The organism is Roseateles sp. GW835-FHT13E02 (genome assembly GCF_058794035.1).
On the sequence record NZ_JBXAGJ010000001.1, the window covers coordinates 21,021 to 38,169 of the forward strand.

At 67.4% G+C, this 17,149-nt stretch carries 13 protein-coding genes and 1 riboswitch; of the genes, 6 read left to right on the top strand and 7 right to left on the bottom strand.

Going from position 1 to position 17,149, the window contains the following annotated elements; genetic code table 11:
* Positions 1-231: 231 nt before the first annotated feature.
* Positions 232-372, bottom strand: a riboswitch (cyclic di-GMP riboswitch).
* A gap of 164 nt (positions 373-536) precedes the next feature.
* The 3 genes from AC1Q6P_RS00100 to AC1Q6P_RS00110 all read right to left on the bottom strand — a co-directional run bounded on the left by AC1Q6P_RS00100 (position 537) and on the right by AC1Q6P_RS00110 (position 2,702).
* Complete coding sequence (locus AC1Q6P_RS00100) at positions 537-1,427, bottom strand: hypothetical protein (RefSeq protein ID WP_492663829.1); 891 nt, start codon at positions 1,425-1,427, stop codon at positions 537-539.
* Between the two features lie 140 nt (positions 1,428-1,567).
* A complete protein-coding gene (locus tag AC1Q6P_RS00105) occupies positions 1,568-2,065 on the bottom strand; it encodes a hypothetical protein (protein WP_492663830.1) in 498 nt (165 codons plus the stop codon).
* Positions 2,066-2,174: 109 nt separating this feature from the next.
* Positions 2,175-2,702 (bottom strand): nuclear transport factor 2 family protein, encoded by a 528-nt coding sequence (locus AC1Q6P_RS00110; RefSeq protein ID WP_492663831.1) that lies wholly within the window; start codon positions 2,700-2,702, stop codon positions 2,175-2,177.
* 216 nt (positions 2,703-2,918) lie between these two features.
* Between AC1Q6P_RS00110 and AC1Q6P_RS00115 the strand changes: the two genes are divergently transcribed.
* Both AC1Q6P_RS00115 and AC1Q6P_RS00120 read left to right on the top strand, forming a co-directional pair.
* Positions 2,919-7,022, top strand: a complete 4,104-nt coding sequence (locus AC1Q6P_RS00115; RefSeq protein ID WP_492663832.1) for an FAD-dependent oxidoreductase — start codon at positions 2,919-2,921, stop codon at positions 7,020-7,022.
* Positions 7,019-8,764: an alkaline phosphatase D family protein gene (locus AC1Q6P_RS00120; protein ID WP_492663833.1), complete on the top strand. Its 1,746-nt coding sequence runs from the start codon at positions 7,019-7,021 to the stop codon at positions 8,762-8,764. The genes AC1Q6P_RS00115 and AC1Q6P_RS00120 overlap by 4 nt, the downstream gene beginning before the upstream one ends.
* Positions 8,765-8,806: 42 nt before the next feature.
* Here the strand turns inward: AC1Q6P_RS00120 and AC1Q6P_RS00125 are convergent, their stop codons facing one another.
* The gene (locus AC1Q6P_RS00125) at positions 8,807-10,834 is read right to left on the bottom strand and encodes an EAL domain-containing protein (RefSeq protein WP_492663834.1); all 2,028 of its coding nucleotides are present in this window, start codon (positions 10,832-10,834) and stop codon (positions 8,807-8,809) included.
* A 543-nt stretch (positions 10,835-11,377) separates the two neighbouring features.
* Between AC1Q6P_RS00125 and AC1Q6P_RS00130 the strand changes: the two genes are divergently transcribed.
* From AC1Q6P_RS00130 to AC1Q6P_RS00145, 4 genes are all read left to right on the top strand, one after another.
* A complete protein-coding gene (locus AC1Q6P_RS00130) occupies positions 11,378-11,791 on the top strand; it encodes a GFA family protein (protein ID WP_492663835.1) in 414 nt (137 codons plus the stop codon).
* Between the two features lie 140 nt (positions 11,792-11,931).
* Complete coding sequence (locus tag AC1Q6P_RS00135) at positions 11,932-12,621, top strand: hypothetical protein (protein ID WP_492663836.1); 690 nt, start codon at positions 11,932-11,934, stop codon at positions 12,619-12,621.
* Positions 12,622-12,712: 91 nt separating this feature from the next.
* Entirely contained in the window at positions 12,713-13,825 is a 1,113-nt protein-coding gene (locus AC1Q6P_RS00140) for an outer membrane protein assembly factor BamB family protein (RefSeq protein ID WP_492663837.1), read from the top strand.
* A gap of 68 nt (positions 13,826-13,893) precedes the next feature.
* Complete coding sequence (locus AC1Q6P_RS00145; protein ID WP_492663838.1) at positions 13,894-14,169, top strand: hypothetical protein; 276 nt, start codon at positions 13,894-13,896, stop codon at positions 14,167-14,169.
* 23 nt (positions 14,170-14,192) lie between these two features.
* Here the strand turns inward: AC1Q6P_RS00145 and AC1Q6P_RS00150 are convergent, their stop codons facing one another.
* From AC1Q6P_RS00150 to AC1Q6P_RS00160, 3 genes are read right to left on the bottom strand one after another with little or no spacing between them, the layout of a single operon-like run.
* A complete protein-coding gene (locus AC1Q6P_RS00150) occupies positions 14,193-14,957 on the bottom strand; it encodes an arginine N-succinyltransferase (protein ID WP_492663839.1) in 765 nt (254 codons plus the stop codon).
* Complete coding sequence (locus AC1Q6P_RS00155) at positions 14,954-16,030, bottom strand: arginine N-succinyltransferase (protein ID WP_492663840.1); 1,077 nt, start codon at positions 16,028-16,030, stop codon at positions 14,954-14,956. The genes AC1Q6P_RS00150 and AC1Q6P_RS00155 overlap by 4 nt, the downstream gene beginning before the upstream one ends.
* Positions 16,027-17,148: a GlxA family transcriptional regulator gene (locus tag AC1Q6P_RS00160; RefSeq protein WP_492663841.1), complete on the bottom strand. Its 1,122-nt coding sequence runs from the start codon at positions 17,146-17,148 to the stop codon at positions 16,027-16,029. The genes AC1Q6P_RS00155 and AC1Q6P_RS00160 overlap by 4 nt, the downstream gene beginning before the upstream one ends.
* Between the last annotated feature and the right edge of the window lies 1 nt (position 17,149).

Genomic DNA, 17,149 nt, shown 5'->3' on the forward strand with positions numbered 1-17,149 from the left:
CATGCATGCCGCACGGCGGTCCTCGGGGACTGCCGCTCAAAAGGCGGAATGAAGAACGGAAAAGGAATCGCGATCGCCAACAAGCAAGGCCGGCCCGGTCCATGAGAACGGGCGGAACGCGTCAGACGATGAACACAGGCCTGAGATCGGGCGCACGCGGCGCCGGTGAAGGGCGAACTCGCGGGCAAGTTCGCAGTCGAGGCCGGGATGACCCCGTCCTCCTTGTCAGGCTGTGGCGGCCCCGCTGTCGTGGCGCGCGGAAGCAGGCTGATGGGTTGTGGCGCAGCCAGGCGTTCACCATTCAGTGCCTCCGCGGTCGTAGACCGGAAGCTTTGCGACCCCGTTTTTCAATCGGGTGTGCCAACACCAGTTCTCGCCAGGCCTTGTGGGCCTCTGGTTCTGAACTGGTATTTGATTGTGATCAAGACTCGATCGCAAATCAAGGGAAAACCCTAGGTCTCGCGACGCAACGAGACATCGTTCACGGCCGCGCCTTCCCGGCCTCGCCTCGCTGCTCTTCGCTGCACCGCCGCAGCTCAAGGCCGGTAGAGGCGGATCTCCGAGCGCTGGTAGTTCCAGACCGACACATAGGATTTGAGGAACTGATAGCCCAGACCCAGATGCGGGCCCTGGCCCGGCGCATCGCTGGCGTCCAGGGTCAGATGCAGCTCCTGCAAGGGTGGCAGGGCTACACCCTGGATGCTGAGCCCGCTGAGACTGGCGCGCAGATGCTGCGAGGGCTGGCCCAGCAGATAGCGCCCCGGCGTGACGCGCAGCAGCCCCTGGGCCTCCAGTTGCTCACGCAAGGCCGAGCTCAGGCGCAGGGAGCCCAGGTTGCCGGTGTCCACGGTGGCGCGCAGGCGCTGCCCGCCCAGCTGCATCTCCAACTCCGGCATCTTGCCGTTCACCCCGGTGGGGCGAAACTGCATGGTCAGCAGCAATGCCGCGGCGGGATCCGGCCGGTACTGCGGCACCTCGCCCGACTCCGGGTCCGCAGCCCCTGCCGCAGGCAGGGCAAAGAAATCCAGGATCTGCTGCTGGTAATCCAGCGCGAACTCGTAGTCACGGCTGAAGCCATGGCCCAGCATGCCCAAAAAGCGTTCGCTGATGGCGGCCTCGAGAAAACTGAAGTCGGCATGCGGCAGCCCGGCCAGCGGCGCGAAGGCCAGCTCCCCCGCCAGCACCAGATCGCGCAAGGGCGCGCGCTGCCGGTACAGCACCAGGGCCTGCCCGGAGGCGGCATGGCCGCGCACCATGAACTGGTCCTTGGCCATGGGCAGCACATGGCGGTTGATGAACAAAGGGAACTCGGTGCCCGTGTCGAACATCAAGCGCCCGGCCCGCCTGCCGACCTTGGCGTCGATCAGGATGTAGCCATTGACCCGATGAAAGGGCAGGCTGAAACGCGCGCGCGGGGTGGCCAGCAAGGCCGACCCAGGCCCCGCCCCTGGCACCCCATTCGCGCCGGCTGAACCCCAGGGCAACGCCAGGGCTGCGGCGCTGGCGCCCCACTGTTTCAGGCAGCGCCGGCGCGCGCCGCTCGTCAAAGACGGCGCGCGCTCCCGTTTCAAGAACCCACCTTGGCGGTCACCGCCTGGCGGGTCTTGGCGTCCTCGATCCAGACGGTCGAACCCTGCTTCTTCAGCTCGCCGCGCACCACATACTGGCCGTCAGGCTCGGGCTTGAAATCGACCACGCCCTCGGTCGAATACCAGGTGCCTGCCATCTGGCTGGCCATGGCCTGAATCGGCGCTGCGGTGGCGTGGCTGGCCACCAGCTTGACCTTCATCGGCCGGGCCGGCAGCGCCCGGCTGGTGAACACCGTGGTCAGCGCAAAGCCCTTGCCCTGGCTGGCGCGGGCACTGTCGCCGATGGCGTTGTCGATTCGGTTGCCATCGATCTCGGCCAGCACAAACATCTGGGCCTTGGTGCCGTCCTCCAGCCGGCCGGAATCGGTCACGGTGGCGGTCGGGCCTTTGTAATCCGCTGGAATGGGCTGGTAGCTGGCGCAGCCGGCGAACATGGCCGAGACGGCCAGCAGCGCAAAAGTTGAACGCAGACGCATCGAAAAATCCTCCCTGTTGAACCGGGGCATTCTGCGGGAAAGGAGGGCTGCTCGAGCGCACATTCACTCAGGGTTTTACAGAGCCACCGGCGTGCGGCCGCCCGGAGACTCAACGCCGGGTGTCTGGGTCCCAGTGTTCGACGATGCGGCCCTGCGCGTCCAGGCGGAAGAGATCGAACCAGGTGCTGGTGTAGGTCTGGCCCGGCGCCTTGGGATCGGCATGCACCGAGACAAACACCAGGTTCACCAGGTCGCCCTCGGCCAGGATGGCCACCAGAGGCGCCTCGACGCGCGCCGCCACCGGCCGCGGCTTGCTGAACTTGCGGAAGAACTCGACAAAGCCCGCCCGGCCGTTCGGCACATTGGGGTTGTGCTGAACATAGTTCTCGGCCAGGTACTGCTCGGCGCGGTCCAACTGGCCCGCCTCCAGCACATCGCGCCAGAAGTCGTAGACCCGCCGCTTGTGGGCCGCCAGGCGGGCATCGTCGCTGTGCAGCAGGCGGCCGTGATCAGGCTCCGGCGTGACCGGGCTTTGCGCCTGCACGGCCGCAGCGCCCAGCAGCAGCATGGGCAGCGCCAACAGCCAGCCGGCGGCCCGGGGGCGCAAGCGGGCCGTGCTCAGCAGTGCAATCTTCATGAGGCAAGCTTCCTTCCGAGTTTTACAAATGCAGGCATTGGACGCCCGCCAGGCCGCACGCGCGCCCACCCTGTGCTCGGTGCCCGCCCGGCTGGGACGAAACGCCCCGGGGACTGATGCCCGGCCTCTGCCACCCCACGAGCCGCAGCGCGAGATCGGCCCGCCCGCGTGCACATCCCGTTATGCTGCGCGGCTGTTCACCGCGAGACCGTTTTCATGATGTCCACTCCGGCTTCAGACTCGAACACCCACCCGGCCGCCGGGGCGGCCCGTCCACGACGCGCCACCCGTGACATCTCCGTCGGTCTGGAGGTCTTGCTCGCCGAGATGGCGGACGCCGGGGCCTCGGCCAGCGAACCCTTCGATGTGCTCATCATCGGCAGCGGCTACGGCGGTGCGGCGGCGGCCGAGTATCTGTCGCGCTGCGCGGCGGCCGATGCCCCCGATCGGCCCCTGCGCATCGCCGTGCTCGAGCGCGGCCAGGAATACCTGCCCGGCGCCTTCCCGCGCCGCATGGCCGATCTGCCCGGCCATGTGCGCTTCGCCACCGCGGGCAGCGCCGAGGTCAAGGGCTACCGCAAGGCCCTGTTCGACTTCCGCCTCGGGCCGGATATGTGCGTGGTTCTGGCCAATGGCCTGGGCGGCGGTTCGCTGATCAATGCCGGGGTGATGGAGCCCGCCCTGCCCTCGGTCTTCGAGGGTGAGCGCTGGCCGCAAGCCCTGCGCCGCGACCCCGGCCAGATGCAGGCCTGGTACGAGCAGGCCGGCCGCGCCCTGGGCAGCCTCGATGCCCAGGGCCAGCCCAACACCATCGCCCGCCTGAGCGGCCACCCCCCGCGCCGCGCTGACTTGCTGGCTCAGCTGGGCGCCGAGGGCAGCGTGCCAGCACGCCAGGTGCCCATCACTGTGGCCCTGGACGCCGCGCCGCGCAGCGCCGCCGGCCTGCCGCTGGAGCGCTGCATCGCCTGCGGTGACTGCGCCACCGGCTGCAACCAGGGCGCCAAGGAATCGCTGGACACCAATCTGCTGCGCCAGGCTCAAGCGCAAGGCGTGCGCTTGGTGACGGGGGCCACGGTGCGCCATCTGGAGCGCAGCGCGGGCGATGAGCCCGTTTGGACCGTGCACCTGTCCCACACCGACGAAAAGCTGAACGCCCGAGAGCCACGCGACCTGCAGCTGCGCGCCCGGCATGTGGTGCTGGCCGCCGGCAGCCTGGGCTCGACCGAAATCCTGATGCGCTCGCGCGAGCAAGGCCTGACCCTGTCCGACCGGCTGGGCGAGCAGTTCAGCGGCAATGGCGATGTGCTGGCCCTGGCCGTCGATGCGCCCAGCGATCTGAACGCTCTGGCGGACGAAGACCAGGCGCCCGCCCAGCGCGAGGTCGGCCCCACCATCACCGGCCTCATTGATGTGCGCGAGGCGGGCGGCTTTGTGGTCGAGGACCTGGCCATCCCGGGGCCGATGCGCTGGGCGTTTGAAGAGAGCTTTGCCATGGCCGAGACCCTGCACGGCCTGGCCCGGCCGGACCGCAGCGAGCATGGCAGCAGCCTCAGCTTCGACGACCCCTATGCCATCCCTGTGGCGCGGCGCCCGCGCATGCTGCCAGTGGCCGTGATGGGCCTGGATGCGGCCATCGGCCGCCTGCACAGCCCGGCGCGCAAGCAGCAAGCCCCCGAGCCCGGCACCCTCGGCGTGCACTGGCCCGAAGCCCGGCAAGACCCCGCCGTTCAGGCCCGCCACGACTGGCTGAACCTGCGCCTCGCTCGCCACGGCGCGCGCCTGCTGGCCAACCCCATGTGGCGGCTGCTGCCGGCCGAGATGAGCTTTCTCATCAATGACCAGCGCGGCCCCATGCTGACCGTGCACCCCCTGGGCGGCTGCGCCATGGGCGACGAGGCCAGCCGCGGCGTGGTCAATGAATGGGGCCAGGTCTTCAGCGGCCGCTTCGGCGAGGCCGTGCATCCAGGCCTGGCCGTGCTGGACGGCGCCATCGTGCCGGCCGCCGTGGGCATCAACCCGGCGCTGACCATCACCGCTTTGAGCCTGCGCGCTCTGGCCGGCTTACGCCAACGCTGGGGCTGGGTCGAGGGCAAGCCTCGCCAGAAGCAAGACCTGACACCGCGCCCCGTCTATCGCCCGATCGACCCCGAGCAGGCACCCGCGAGCCAGCCCACCCTGGCCGAGTTCCGCGAGCGCATGGGCGGCTATGTGCGCCTGCCCGGCGCGCCGGGCGGCGAGCTCAAGTACCTGGAGCTGAACTTTGTGTTTGAGCCGGTGGCCCTGCAGGACTTGCTGCAGCCCGGGCCGCAGCGCCGCTTGCAGAGCGGGCCCGGGGGCCAGAGCCGGCTGCGCCTCTTCGACACCGCCGCCGACCCAGACTCGCCCGGCCGGCCCATGATCGTCAGCGCCGACCCGCAGCGCCAAGGCGCCAAGCTCTGGATGCATGCCGAGCGCGAGGACCGTGACGCACGCTGGCTGGCGCCACTGGAACAAGCGCAGCTGCAGGTCTTCCACCGCGCTCGCAGCAGCCACCGCCAGCGCCGCTGCAGCGCACTGAAAGCCTGGTTCATGAATCGCGGCTGGCGCGACAGCATGTTTGCCTTGATGGACAAGCTGCAGCAAAGCGAGGCGCCCAAGCCCCGTTTCGGCCCTCGACCCAAGGACTTTCTTGAGCGGGCCCGCAACGCCCTGGCCCTGGCCAGCCATGGCGGCCAGCTGCGCTTGATGGAGTACCACGTCCATCCCCAGCGGCCCGAGCCGGGTCAGGTCTTGCCCGCCTGGCTGCAGCCGCTCTATGCCCAGCCCCTGCACGGCGTGAAGCGCATCAGCTACACACGCCGCGCCAACCCCTGGACCCAACTCAGCCGCATGGTCCTGGAGGCGCCGCAGCTGCCAGGCCTGGACGGCGGCACGCCGCAGCTGGACCTGGATCTCTTCTACCTGGCCCGCCAAGGCCAGCCCCTGCTGCGCATCACCCAGCAGCAGGACCTGGCCAGCGCCATGCGCGATGTCGGCTCCCTGCTCAGCTATGTGCTGCGCTTGCTGATCGGCGTGCACATCTGGAGCTTCCGCAAGCCCGATGCGGCGCCGACGCGCGAGCCCCAGCGCCTGCCGGCCGAGGTGCCTGGCCTGCCGGCGCCCGAGATCTGCGAGCTGGCCGTGGGCCGGCGTGGCGAGGCCGGGCTCTCGCGCCAGCCGGTGCAGACACGCGAGGCAGACGATGACGACCAGCCCGTGCACCTGCGCCTGACCCGCTACCGCGCGCGACCGGGCGGCCATGGCCAGCCCCTGTTGATGATCCACGGCTACAGCGCCAGCGGCACGACCTTTGCGCACCACTCGGTGCAGCCCGGCCCGGCCCAGCTCTTGTGGGACGCCGGCTTCGACATCTGGATCGCCGACATGCGCACCAGTGCCGGCATGCCCTCGGCCCGCCTGCCCTGGACTTTTGAGGAATGCGCGCTCAACGACATCCCGGTGGCGGTGGACCATGTGCTGCGCGCCAGCGGCAAGCCCCAGATCGACGTGCTCGCGCACTGCATGGGCTCGGTGATGCTGCACATGGCCTTGCTGCAGCCTCAAGCCCAGCTCTTCGAGCACTTCTACCCCCTGCGGCAGAAGCTGATGGCCGGCGGGCTGATCCGCCGGCTGGTGATCTCGCAGGTCACGCCCAAGATGATCTTCTCGCCGACCAACAGCTTGCGGGCGCATCTGATGCAGTACATCCGGCCCTACCTGCCACTGGACGACTACAGCTTCCGCCCGAGCGAGCCGGCGGGCCTGAGGGACCAACTGATCGACCGTCTGTTGTCCAGCCTGCCCTACCCGGACAAGGAGTTCGACATCGAGAACCCGCCCTTCCCCAGCCTGCGCAAAACGCCGTGGACGGCCACCCGCCACCGCATGGACCTGCTCTACGGGCGCGACTTCGCCATCGGCAATGTCGATCAGCCGGTGTTCGATTTCATCGATGACCATTTCGGCCCGCTGAACATGGACACGGTGGCGCAAGCCATCAACTTCGCGCGCAGCAACGAGATCACCGACTGGAGCGGCGCCAGCCTCTACCTCGATGACATGGCCAAGACCCTGGCCCAGCTGCAGCAGTTCCCGGTGTTGTCCATCCACGGCCAGGACAACGGCCTCTGCCAGGCCGAGAGCGCCGAGCTGACGGCCGATCTCTACGAGCAGGTGGCGCCGGGCCGCTACCGTTTCCGCGTGATCGCCGAGCATGGCCACCAGGACTGCCTGATCGGCCGCCACATCGAGCAACGCGTCTTCCCCCACATCATCGGCTTCCTGAAGGAGGGCTTGTCGTGATACCCCAGCGTCTCCCCCCCGCCGAAGCACAGAGGCTCGACCCGGAACTGCGCAGCGCCCACCCGCCCCTGCACCGTCTGGAAGTGCGCCACCGTGCGGCACCCGCCGCCCAGCCCGACACCGACGCGCCGGCCGGGCAAGACCTGGCCCTGGTGCTGACCGCCTTGCAGCCCGAGCTGGGCTGGCCACGGCTCTGGGCCTGGCTGCCGATGCGGCGCGTGAGTGCCGATGAATGGCAGCCGTTGCAGCCCGATGCGCCGCTGGCCAGCCAGGCGATGCTGCAGGTGTTTGAGAAACCGGCCGGCGATGGCACGCGCGAGCCCCTGCCCGGCGAGCCGCTGCGCCATGCCATCCCGATGGACTTCTTCGAGGGCAGGCCCGATGAAGATGCCGCCCTGCTCTGCCTTCTCGTCTACGCCGACGCCCGCACGCCGCGCCGCGAGGGCGAGCGGCCGCCACCGGGCCTGGAAGACGCCCTGCGCGACGCCCTGGCCCAGCCGCCGCTGAGCTGGCGCCACGCCCTCGTACAGCGGCCCGACACCCAGCCCGAGCAGGCCCGGCCTGGCCAGGCCCTGAGCCTGGTACTGGCCGCCTGCCAGTACCCGCCGGGCGTGCTCGATGCCCGCCAGCCGGCCGACACCGCGCCCGAGCTGGTGGGCCCGGCCCAGGCCTCGCTGGCTCGATTGCTGGCTTTCAGCCGCGAGCATGCGCGCGGGGCTGAGCTGTCCTTGCTGCTGCTGGCCGGCGATGAGATCTATGCCGATGCCAGCGGCGGCCTGGCCGATGCGGGCACGCGAATCGAGCGTTATGCCAAGCCCTACCAGCATTTCAAGGCCGGTCTGGTGCGGCATCTGCCACCCACCCTGGCGCGCATCGTCCACGCACCCGACGACCACGAGATCGAAGACAATTGGGAGCCCGTCGCTGACCCCTCGGCGCCTGGCGGCCTGCGCCGCGGCCCCTTCTTTGAGGCGGCGGTGGCCGCCGCCTGGGCGGCGCGCTGGGAGCCCGGTGACGAGCAGGAGCGCCCGGGGCTGTTCCAGCATTTCTGGCACGACTTCGTCTGGCGCGGCGCGGCTTTTTTCATCGGCGACACCCGCACCGAGCGCGAACCCCGGCACAGCGGCAACTGGCGCGAAGCCCGCATCTTCAGCCCGGAACAGGAAGCGGCGTTCGCCCACTGGCTGCGCAGCCATCGCGAGCGCCCCCGCCTGGTGCTGACCGGCTCCCTGCTGCTGCCACGCCGCCGCACCTGCCAGGAGCATGCGGCCAGCGCCCTGCACTCGGACGCCTGGTGCGGCTACCCGGCCAGCCTGAAATCTCTGCTGGCCGAGCTCTGGGCCCAGCAGGCCGACGGGGTGGTGTTTCTCTCCGGCGACGAGCACCGCTCGGGCTTCGTCAGCGCCGAGATCTGCGCGCTGGACGCCAATGGCGAGGCCCAGGGCCCAACCGTCCGCCTGCACAGCATCCACAGCTCGGCCCTCTATGCACCCTGGCCGTTTGCCATCACCGATGTCGAGGCCCTGGCCGAGCCTGACGAGTTCACCTTCGATGGCCCCGAGGGTCAGGTCTTGCGCTGCCGCGTCAGCGCCTGGACGGACTTCCCTGGCGATGGCTTCGCCCTCTTGCGTGTGGAAGGCAGCGAACTGCAGCTTTGGTACGACCGGGCCGGGCGGCCGCTCCATCGCCTCGACGGGCCGGATCTGCCGGCGCCGGATGGGCGCTTCGCTTTGGGCGTGTGAGCCAGGAAGAGCCTGGAAGAGGCAGGCCGAGGCCTGCCGCAATCAGGCCACGCCAAAGCGCAGGGCCAGGCCTTTCAGCATCTCAGGCACCTGGCTGGAAGGCACAGGTTTGCCGACCCACCAGCCCTGGATGGCGCTGACGCCGCACTGCGCCACGAAATCGCGCTCTGCCACCGTCTCCACACCCTCGGCCACCACGTCATAGCCCAGGCGATGGAGGATGCTGCAGACCTCGCGGTAGAGCCGCTCGCCACGCGGCTCGGAGGCCGCCAGCAAGAGCGAACGGTCCACCTTGACGACATCCACCTCGGCCACATGAAACAAGGCGAGGTTGGAGTAACCGGTCCCGAAATCGTCCACAAACACCCGCACGCCGGCTTCACGCAACTGAACCAGCCGCTCCCGCACCAGGGACGACTCATCGATCAGGCTGCTCTCCAGCAATTCCACTTGCAAGCCACCGGGCGGCAGGCTGCGCAGCGCATTCATCAGGAGCGCAAAGGCCTCGGCATCGCCCAAAGTGGCGGCGGTGAGGTTCACAGCCACCGGCAGATCCAGGCCCTGCGCGCGCCAGCCTCGCATGTCCTCCACCACCTGGCGCACCACCCACAAATCCAGCAGGTCACCAAAACCCACACGCTCCAGGGCCGGCAAGAAGTGCTGCGGCGCCACAGGCCGGCCGTTGGCGTCCTGCAATCGCAGCAAGGCCTCAAAGCCCACAACACGGCCCGTCTGCACTTCGAGCTTGGGCTGGTAGTGCATGCTCAAACCGCCCTCTCGCAGCAGCTTGAGCGCTGCCTGTGCCTGACGCCCCCACTCATGCTGGGCCTCCTGCCGCTTGACGAAGCGGGCCTCCGAATAGAGCTCCAGCTCCGGCCCCAAGTTCATGCGATTGGCCAGATCCCATGCGGGCTCGCCCAGCTGCTCTCTTTGCACCCATCGCTTGACGAAGGGGCGGTACAGCAGCAGGGTCAACAAGAACAGCAGCAGCTGCAGGGCCCAGACCTTGGCCACCGGTGCCGCCATCATCAATGGCTTCAAGAAATGGGGAATCGTCCAAATCACCTCCCACGACCCGCTGGCTGGAATCCACTGCCCTTGCACGACCACCGCGTAGGTCACCCAGGCGCTGATCGTGGGCGCGAAGACAAAGGGAATGAAGAACAGCCAGTTGCCCACCACCGGCAAGGCAAAGGTCAACACCTCGTTGATGTTGAACAGATGCAGGGGCAAGGCCCAGCGCCACACCTTGGGGCCGGCTTTGTGCCGCTGGAACCAGACCAGCCAGACCAGCAGCGCCAGGGTCGAGCCCGAGCCCCCGATGTAATTGAAGCTGTTGTCCAGATCGAGCAGCGAGACCCCGGGGATGGCCTGCACGCGCTGCAAGGCATTGCCCGTGGCCCAATCCATGATGCCGGCCCCGTTCATGCCCATCCACCAGGCCATATTGCTCAGCAGCGTCAGCAGCAACCAGGCCAGCCACTGCGGCATCCACTCAAAGATGCCCTCCAGCGGGCCCGAACTGTGGGGCAAGAGCAGCGCTGGCCACGCCAGCAGGCACAGGGCCAAGGCGAAGTGCAGACCCTGGGTCAAGGTGCGCGCCATGGCTGGCGAGGCCTGCCCCAGCCCGCCAAACTCAAGCCGCGGCATGCAACGCGAAAGCCCGTGCATGCAGGTCACCGAGGCACCGGGCAAAAGCACCGAGCCCAGCATCATCCAAGCCCAGTTCTGCTTCGACTCGCCCAGCCCCTGTGAGGACTGGAGCGCCAGCAACATCAGCGACAAGGTCAGGACCACGGTGTAGATCGGGTCCTCCCCATAGGCTCTGGCCAGGTGAATGGCCGTGGACACCGACATGGCCACTGGCCAGAAATACTGCTGAAAGCCCAGCACCGAGCTGAGCACATGCCGCAGAACGCTGGAGTTCGCCGCATCACTCAGCTCCAGGGCCGAAAGGCCCAGGCCCATGCCCTGCAGCAGGAGGAAGACCGGCAGCATGGCGAGAAAGCTCTCACGCAGCGCGAGGACAAACTTGCTTTTGGGCCAGCTCGAAACAAGGGATAAACGCATGGTGATCCAGTGGCCCGCTCGGTGCAGCGGCAGGGCCTGCACACCAGCCCCTGCACCGGAGCCCGGTCCATGGGGCCACCGGCGCACCGCCCCTGTTCATGTATGAGTGGGGGAACGATTGATTGACTGAATAAGTGAGTGAGTGGATAGAAGAACCCAGAACCGCAGCGGACCATGCTCGCGCAAGGCCTGCAGGTCTTGTCTAAAGAATTGCTAAGAGGGCGCCGGGGCCCACCGCCGGCGCTTCAGGATGCGCGGGCTCTGAAGCCTTGAAAGCCAAGGGCAACCGCAGCTGAGAGCGGTACACGATCAAGCACCGAGCACTGACAAACAAGCCCTGTGCACGGACGCAAGTGGTGCCGTTGTCGGTTAGCCTTGCCCTTGCCCTTGCCCTTGCCCCTGCTCGCACGCCTGCGCTACTCTTTTTTTGCGCGCAAACCCCTACGCTCGTTCTCTTCCATCCGTCCCTGCATCCCTCCATTCACTCAGTCATTCAGTCATTCCGCCGTCCTCTTTGACCCACCAAGCCAGAGGCCTCCGACCATGCAGAAGCAACAGCAGCGGCAGCAAGAGAAGATGCAACATCTTCAGCACCAAGGTTCCTGTCATTGCGGCGCCGTCCGCCTGACCCTGCCCAAGACGCCCGAAACGGCCACCTCCTGCAACTGCTCGCTGTGCCGCCGGGTCGGCGGACCCTGGGTGTACTTTGAGTGGGGCGCGGTGAAGATCGAAACCGCGCCAGGCGCGCTACCGCAACAGGCCTACGTCCAAGGCGACAAGACCCTGCGAACCATGCGCTGCGCCCACTGCGGCAGCGTGACCCATTGGGAGCCCATTGCACCCGAACACGGCGCCAAACATGGCGTCCACCTCGGCAACTTCGATCCGCAGCTGATCGCCTCCGTGCGCGTGCGCAGGTTTGACGGGGCGGATACCTGGAAGTTTCTGGATGAGTAAGCCGACGTATGCAATGACACACAACTCGGTACAGGGCAGGAAAGCTGATCGGGTTTGCGAGGCCGGTCTTGGCCTCGTGAGCATGCTCAAATGTTGTGCAAAATTCGTTAAAGATCGACATGCAACAAGTTAGGCCTCACATGCGCGACGACGATCTACCCAACCGCCTCTCGAGCCTGGTCGAACGGCAATTGAGTGAACTGGCGCGACTGGACGAATGCCTCTCCAGTGCGCGATCCCAGTACGCTGAACTGCGAGACGACGCTGCGCATACCGTCACACGCTGGGAGTGGAGTTCATCTCTACCGCGATATGAACTTGATCCGCTCTACTTCCTTGACGACTCATCGCGTAGGGGTGCGGGAAGCATAAGGAGGCCTGCATCAACGCAGCACAAACATTTGTATGGGTTTGATGAAGCAGGTCGTCTGAGAGTTGCACGAAATCACACTGAGTTTGACGAACAGTACTACGAACAGTTCTTTCTGTATGGAGAAGCGGAAGTTACTGCCCTGTTGTTCGACTATGGCGTTGAAAAGATCCCCATTCGAGCAGCACTGCTGACGCTAGTTGCAAACCTCCCGAGCACCCTGATAAGCAGAGCACAACATGGCGGGCAGGTGCAGGTCTTCGAACATTCCGATGGATTGATCCGCTACGCGCATGAACAGTTCATGCCAGATGGACGAGAGGCTTTTGGGAATCTATCCAGACTGGCGTATCCCGATCCAGAAGTTGTCGAGCGTTGGATGCTCAAGCCCGATGGCGAATGGTCGCTGTCATTTACCGGCAGCCGTAGTCGGTACAACACGCTCCCTCTGCCCGAGTGAATCGCCCCAGTTCATTCTTGGCCTTGCTTGCCCAGCCGCTACTTGAAGCTCAATTCACACGTTTTCCACCTGAGAGGAGGTCAGGGTTCTGATGGAGGCACAACTGAAATGGTCTTTCAAACTGCCGAAGGAACGGCGCGTTCAGGCACGGCGGCCGGTCATCGCCGGTGACCGGGTTCTTGCTTGCTTTCACTATGAAAAAGCAGGCTTTTTTCAGAGCAAGCTGTGCGCCTTCGAGGCGGCGACGGGCCGTGAAATCTGGAGCTGTCTGATCGATCACGTCGGCAACGAGCCGATCGCCGCTGGCGACATCACCTACTGGAGCAGCTTTGACGGCTCCATTCATGCGCTCGACGCGCAAGGGCAGCTGATCTGGCGGGGGCCGGAGTGCGGAAGGAATATCGGCGTGCCTGTTCTGTCGGGTGATCGACTGGTCTTTGCCGAGATCGCGGGCGGAGCGAAGTTCACCTGGTGCCTGAACCGGCACTCGGGCGAAACCTTGTGGAAGTTCGAGGGCGGCGGCCACGCCTATCCACTCACGATGGCCGATGGCCGCGTGTTCCACAGCGCCGCAGCCAGCACCGGGATGGACGAGCCCTCGAGATGCTCGCTTCACAGCCTGTCGCTTGAGACCGGCAAGAGCGGGTGGTCGATCACGGACAGCCTCTACTTTTACAACCCCATCGTCTCGGGCAAGCGACTCTATGTCTGCAACAGCCGCGCGCTTCAGATCCGTGATGCGGCGGGTGGCAAGCTGCTTGCCGAACTGCCGCTCGAAGATCAGAACCAAACGCTCAGACTGGTGCAAGGCCCGAGCGAAGGTCGGTTCTACGTCTGGCGCGACAGCCACGGGACAGGCGCCGACGCCATCACTGCCCTTGACGTGAAGGCGTCTCGAGGCTTCTTTGGCGAGAAGCTGTCCATGTCCATCGCCTGGCAAAAGCAAGAAGCGCGGGGCCTGTGCGGCGCACCGCTGCCGGTCGGCGAACAGGGCCTGCTCTATCTGAGCCATGATGGCGTCATCTGCCGTATCGACGCCAGTTCCGGCGCGCCTGAATCCGAGATTCGACTCAAGACACAGCCCTGTTCAGCGGGCGGCATTGCGCTTGCCCAAGGGCGGATGTTCGTGACCCACGGACCTCATGTGTTGGCCTACGAGCTCGGCAGCGCGCCGTCCCTCGCTGCGGAATCGGGCCTTCGCTGATGCGCCGCGTGTTCATCCAATGGGTGACCCGGCTCTTCAGGAACAAGCAGGCCCGCCCAAGCTCAAGCATGGTGCCCCGCAGATACACCGCTCCCAAGACCCTTCGAAGCTGGACGCTCGACATCCCGGGCGGCGATCTCTACGAACTCTTCCTCTTTGACAACGGCACCCTCTGCGCCGCCACCGGGCGTTATGCCCACGCATCCGGCTCCACCCAGTGCAGCTGGAAGGAGTTTTCGGAGGGCAAGCTCCACGACTTGATTCGGCGGACGATGGGGGACGCCGTGCTGACCGAGGCCCTGGACGCGCTTCGCGCGGCCACCCCGGCCCAATCTGGGCATTGAACTTGCGGTCGACGACCCCTGCGTCAGCGCAGCCGCAAGCCCCAGACCGGCCCACCATCATCAATCCGCACATGGCTGGAATCGGCAAAGCCGAGTGAGGCCGCTGCCGCTGCCGCTGCACGGCCTGCATCACCCACCTGCCCCACGGCGGCTTGCGCCTCGGGGCTCAGGAAGGACAGGTACAAGGTCTGGCGCGGCAGCAAGGCGGCGAGGTGGCTGCGCCAGGCTTCGCCGAGGCGCGATTCGGCGGCGGCCGGGTCGCCGCTGAAGAAATGCGCGCCCAGGCCTTGCCAGAAGGGCGAGGCGCCGGACGCATCGCGGGGGCCGGCCAGTTCGATCAGGAGCTGGCGACCATAACGCTCAGGCTGGGCGGCCATGGTTTCCAGGGCCGCGCGCATCAGGCGCTGCAGGGCGGCCTGCTGCTGAGCCGCATCCAGCTCCGGCGCGCAGGCTAGATCGGCCAGCTCGCTCTCGCCCGTGTGGTCGTTGCCCAGCAGCAAGGTCGGCTGGGCGCGAAACAGGCCCAGCTCGGCGGCGGCGTGGACGATCTGGCCCAGGTGGTAGCTGTAGCGCGGCAGCGGCGCCAGGCCCAGGCGCGCCACCAGACGCAGGCAGGCCAGTGGCCGCTCGTCCACCGGGTCGGCCAGCAGCAGCCACTGCTCGGCAGGGGCGTCCAGCTGCAGGGCGGCGCCGGTCTGGTTGCGCCAGCCGGCCGCGCGGATGTGGGCGGCGTCTTCGGCGCGCCAGGGGCGCAGGCGGCCGAAGTCAGTGGCTGCTGCGGCGCTCATGGCCGGCTCCTTTCTAAGGCTTCGGGCTGCAGCGGCGTCACCCACAGGCTTTGGCCCTCGCTCAGGCCCAGGCGTTGCACGGCTTCATGGCCGGGCGCCAAGGCCTGGGCGGCCGGTGGCAGCTCGGCCAAAACGGCGCGAAAGCCCGGCCGGGCGTTGTGAACCGCCAAGTGCCAGATCGGCTGACCCAAGGCCATGGCGTCGGCGCGCACGCTCAGCTCGCGGGCGTGGCGCACGCTGCGCAGCAGGTGCAGGCTGGCCTCGACCGTGGGGCCACCGTCGAAGATGTCGATATAGCTGTCAGCATCAAAGCCCTCGTCCTGCAGGATGGAGAACGGCAGCTCGCCGACCGGGTGCAGCTGGCCGATGGCGAACTGCGCGGCCTCAGGCAGAAGGGGCACGTAGATGGGCGACTGCGGCATCAGGTCGGCAATGAAGGACTTGCTGCGGCCGCCGGTGACGGCCTCGGCCTGCGGGTAGTCCATGTCGAAAAAGCGCCGGCCCACCGCGTCCCAGAATGGGCTTTGTCCGGCTTCGTCGGCCAGGCCCGGGCTCTCGGCCGCGATGCGGTCGTTGAAGCGCTCCAGATGGCGCAGGATGAAGAGCAGGCGGGCGCGCGAGAGCAGCTGCGGCGCCGGGCCCTCGGCATAGGCCGGGTCGATGTAGAAGGAGGTGAGCAAGGTGTAGCCGGTCAGGTCATGGCACAGATGCAGGGTGTGCAGACGGTGGCTCTCGCCCAGGGCGGCGCTGGCGTGGACCACGAACTCATTGCGGTAGCTGTAAAAGCGGTCATGGAAACCGGCGCTGGCGGCGATGCCGCTGCAGCCCACCACCTCGCCCCGGGCCAGGTCCTCCAGCACAAAGAGATACCGCTCTTCGCCACTGGCATCGTCGGCGCTGGCAAAGGACTCGATCGAATGGCCGATGCGCTGGCGCAGCTGCTCGCGGTCATGCGGCAAGGAGCTGATGCCGTGCTCGCTGGCGGCGGCGATGCGCTCCAGCGCCGCCAGGTCGGGCAGCGCCACCGGGCGCAAGACCAGCGCGCGCGGATCGTGCGGCTCAATGAGGTTCATGGGGGGATCTCTCCTGCCGGGCGGCGCCAGGCCGCCGCGCGTTGGCTGCGCTCGTCGCGCGGGGTCTTGTCGAAATGGGCTTTGTAGGCGTTTGAAAAATGCGGGCCCGAGGAAAAACCGCAGCTCAGACCGATCTGCAGAATCGACTGACTGCTCTGCTGCAACAGGCGGCGCGCGCGGTTCAGGCGCAGCTCCAGGTAGTAGCGCGAGGGCAGCGCGTCGAGGTGCTGCTTGAACAAGCGCTCGAGCTGGCGGCGCGACACGCCCACCAGGCGCGCCACCTCCTCGGTCGGCAGGGGTTCGGCCAGATTGGCTTCCATCAGGCTCAGGGCCTCGGCCAGCTTGGGGCTGTTGCCGCGCTGCTCGGCCACGGGGCGGCGCTGGCGCTCATCGCGCCCCCGCGCGCGCTCCAGGCCCAGGGCCAGGGTCAGGTCTTGCGCCAGACGCTCGCCGTGGCGGCGGCCCAGCCAGGCGGTCATCAGATCGAGGCTGGCGCTGCCGCCGGCACAGCTCATGCGCAGGCCCGAAGCATTCATCTCCCAGACCTTGTCGCTCCAGACCACGGCCGGCTGCTCTTCCTGCAAGGCCTCGATCCATTCGCTGGCCACGGTGGCGCGCTCGCCATCCAGCAGGCCGGCAGCGGCCAGCCAGGCGCTGCCGCCATCGATGCCGGCGATGGCCATGCGCTCGGCCCCGAGCTGCGCCTGCCGGCGCAGCCAGGACAAAAGGCGTTCATCATCCAGCGCAGCCTCGCCGCTGAAGACCAGCAGGAGCTCGGCGCCCAGCCCTGCGCCGCCACCTTCTTCACTGCCTTCTTCGCCCCCCTCTTCGCCCCCCACTTCGCCACGCAGCGGCACCGTCTCGGGCGCCAGCAGCGCCAGGCCGGGCCAGGCGGGCGCTTGGCCCTCCAGCGTGAAGCAGCGCCAGTCGTAGCGGCAGGCCGTTTGCAGTGCGTTGGCACGCTGCAAGGCTTCCAGCACGCCGGCCACCGACAAGAGCGCGGCGCCGGGCAGCAGCAAGAGCGCGCAGCGGCAGTGCGCAGCCGTCTCAGAGGCGAACGCGGCCGCCTGCGGCTCAGACGCCGGCATGCGGGTGGAGATCGAGGTGTCGCCGTTCACG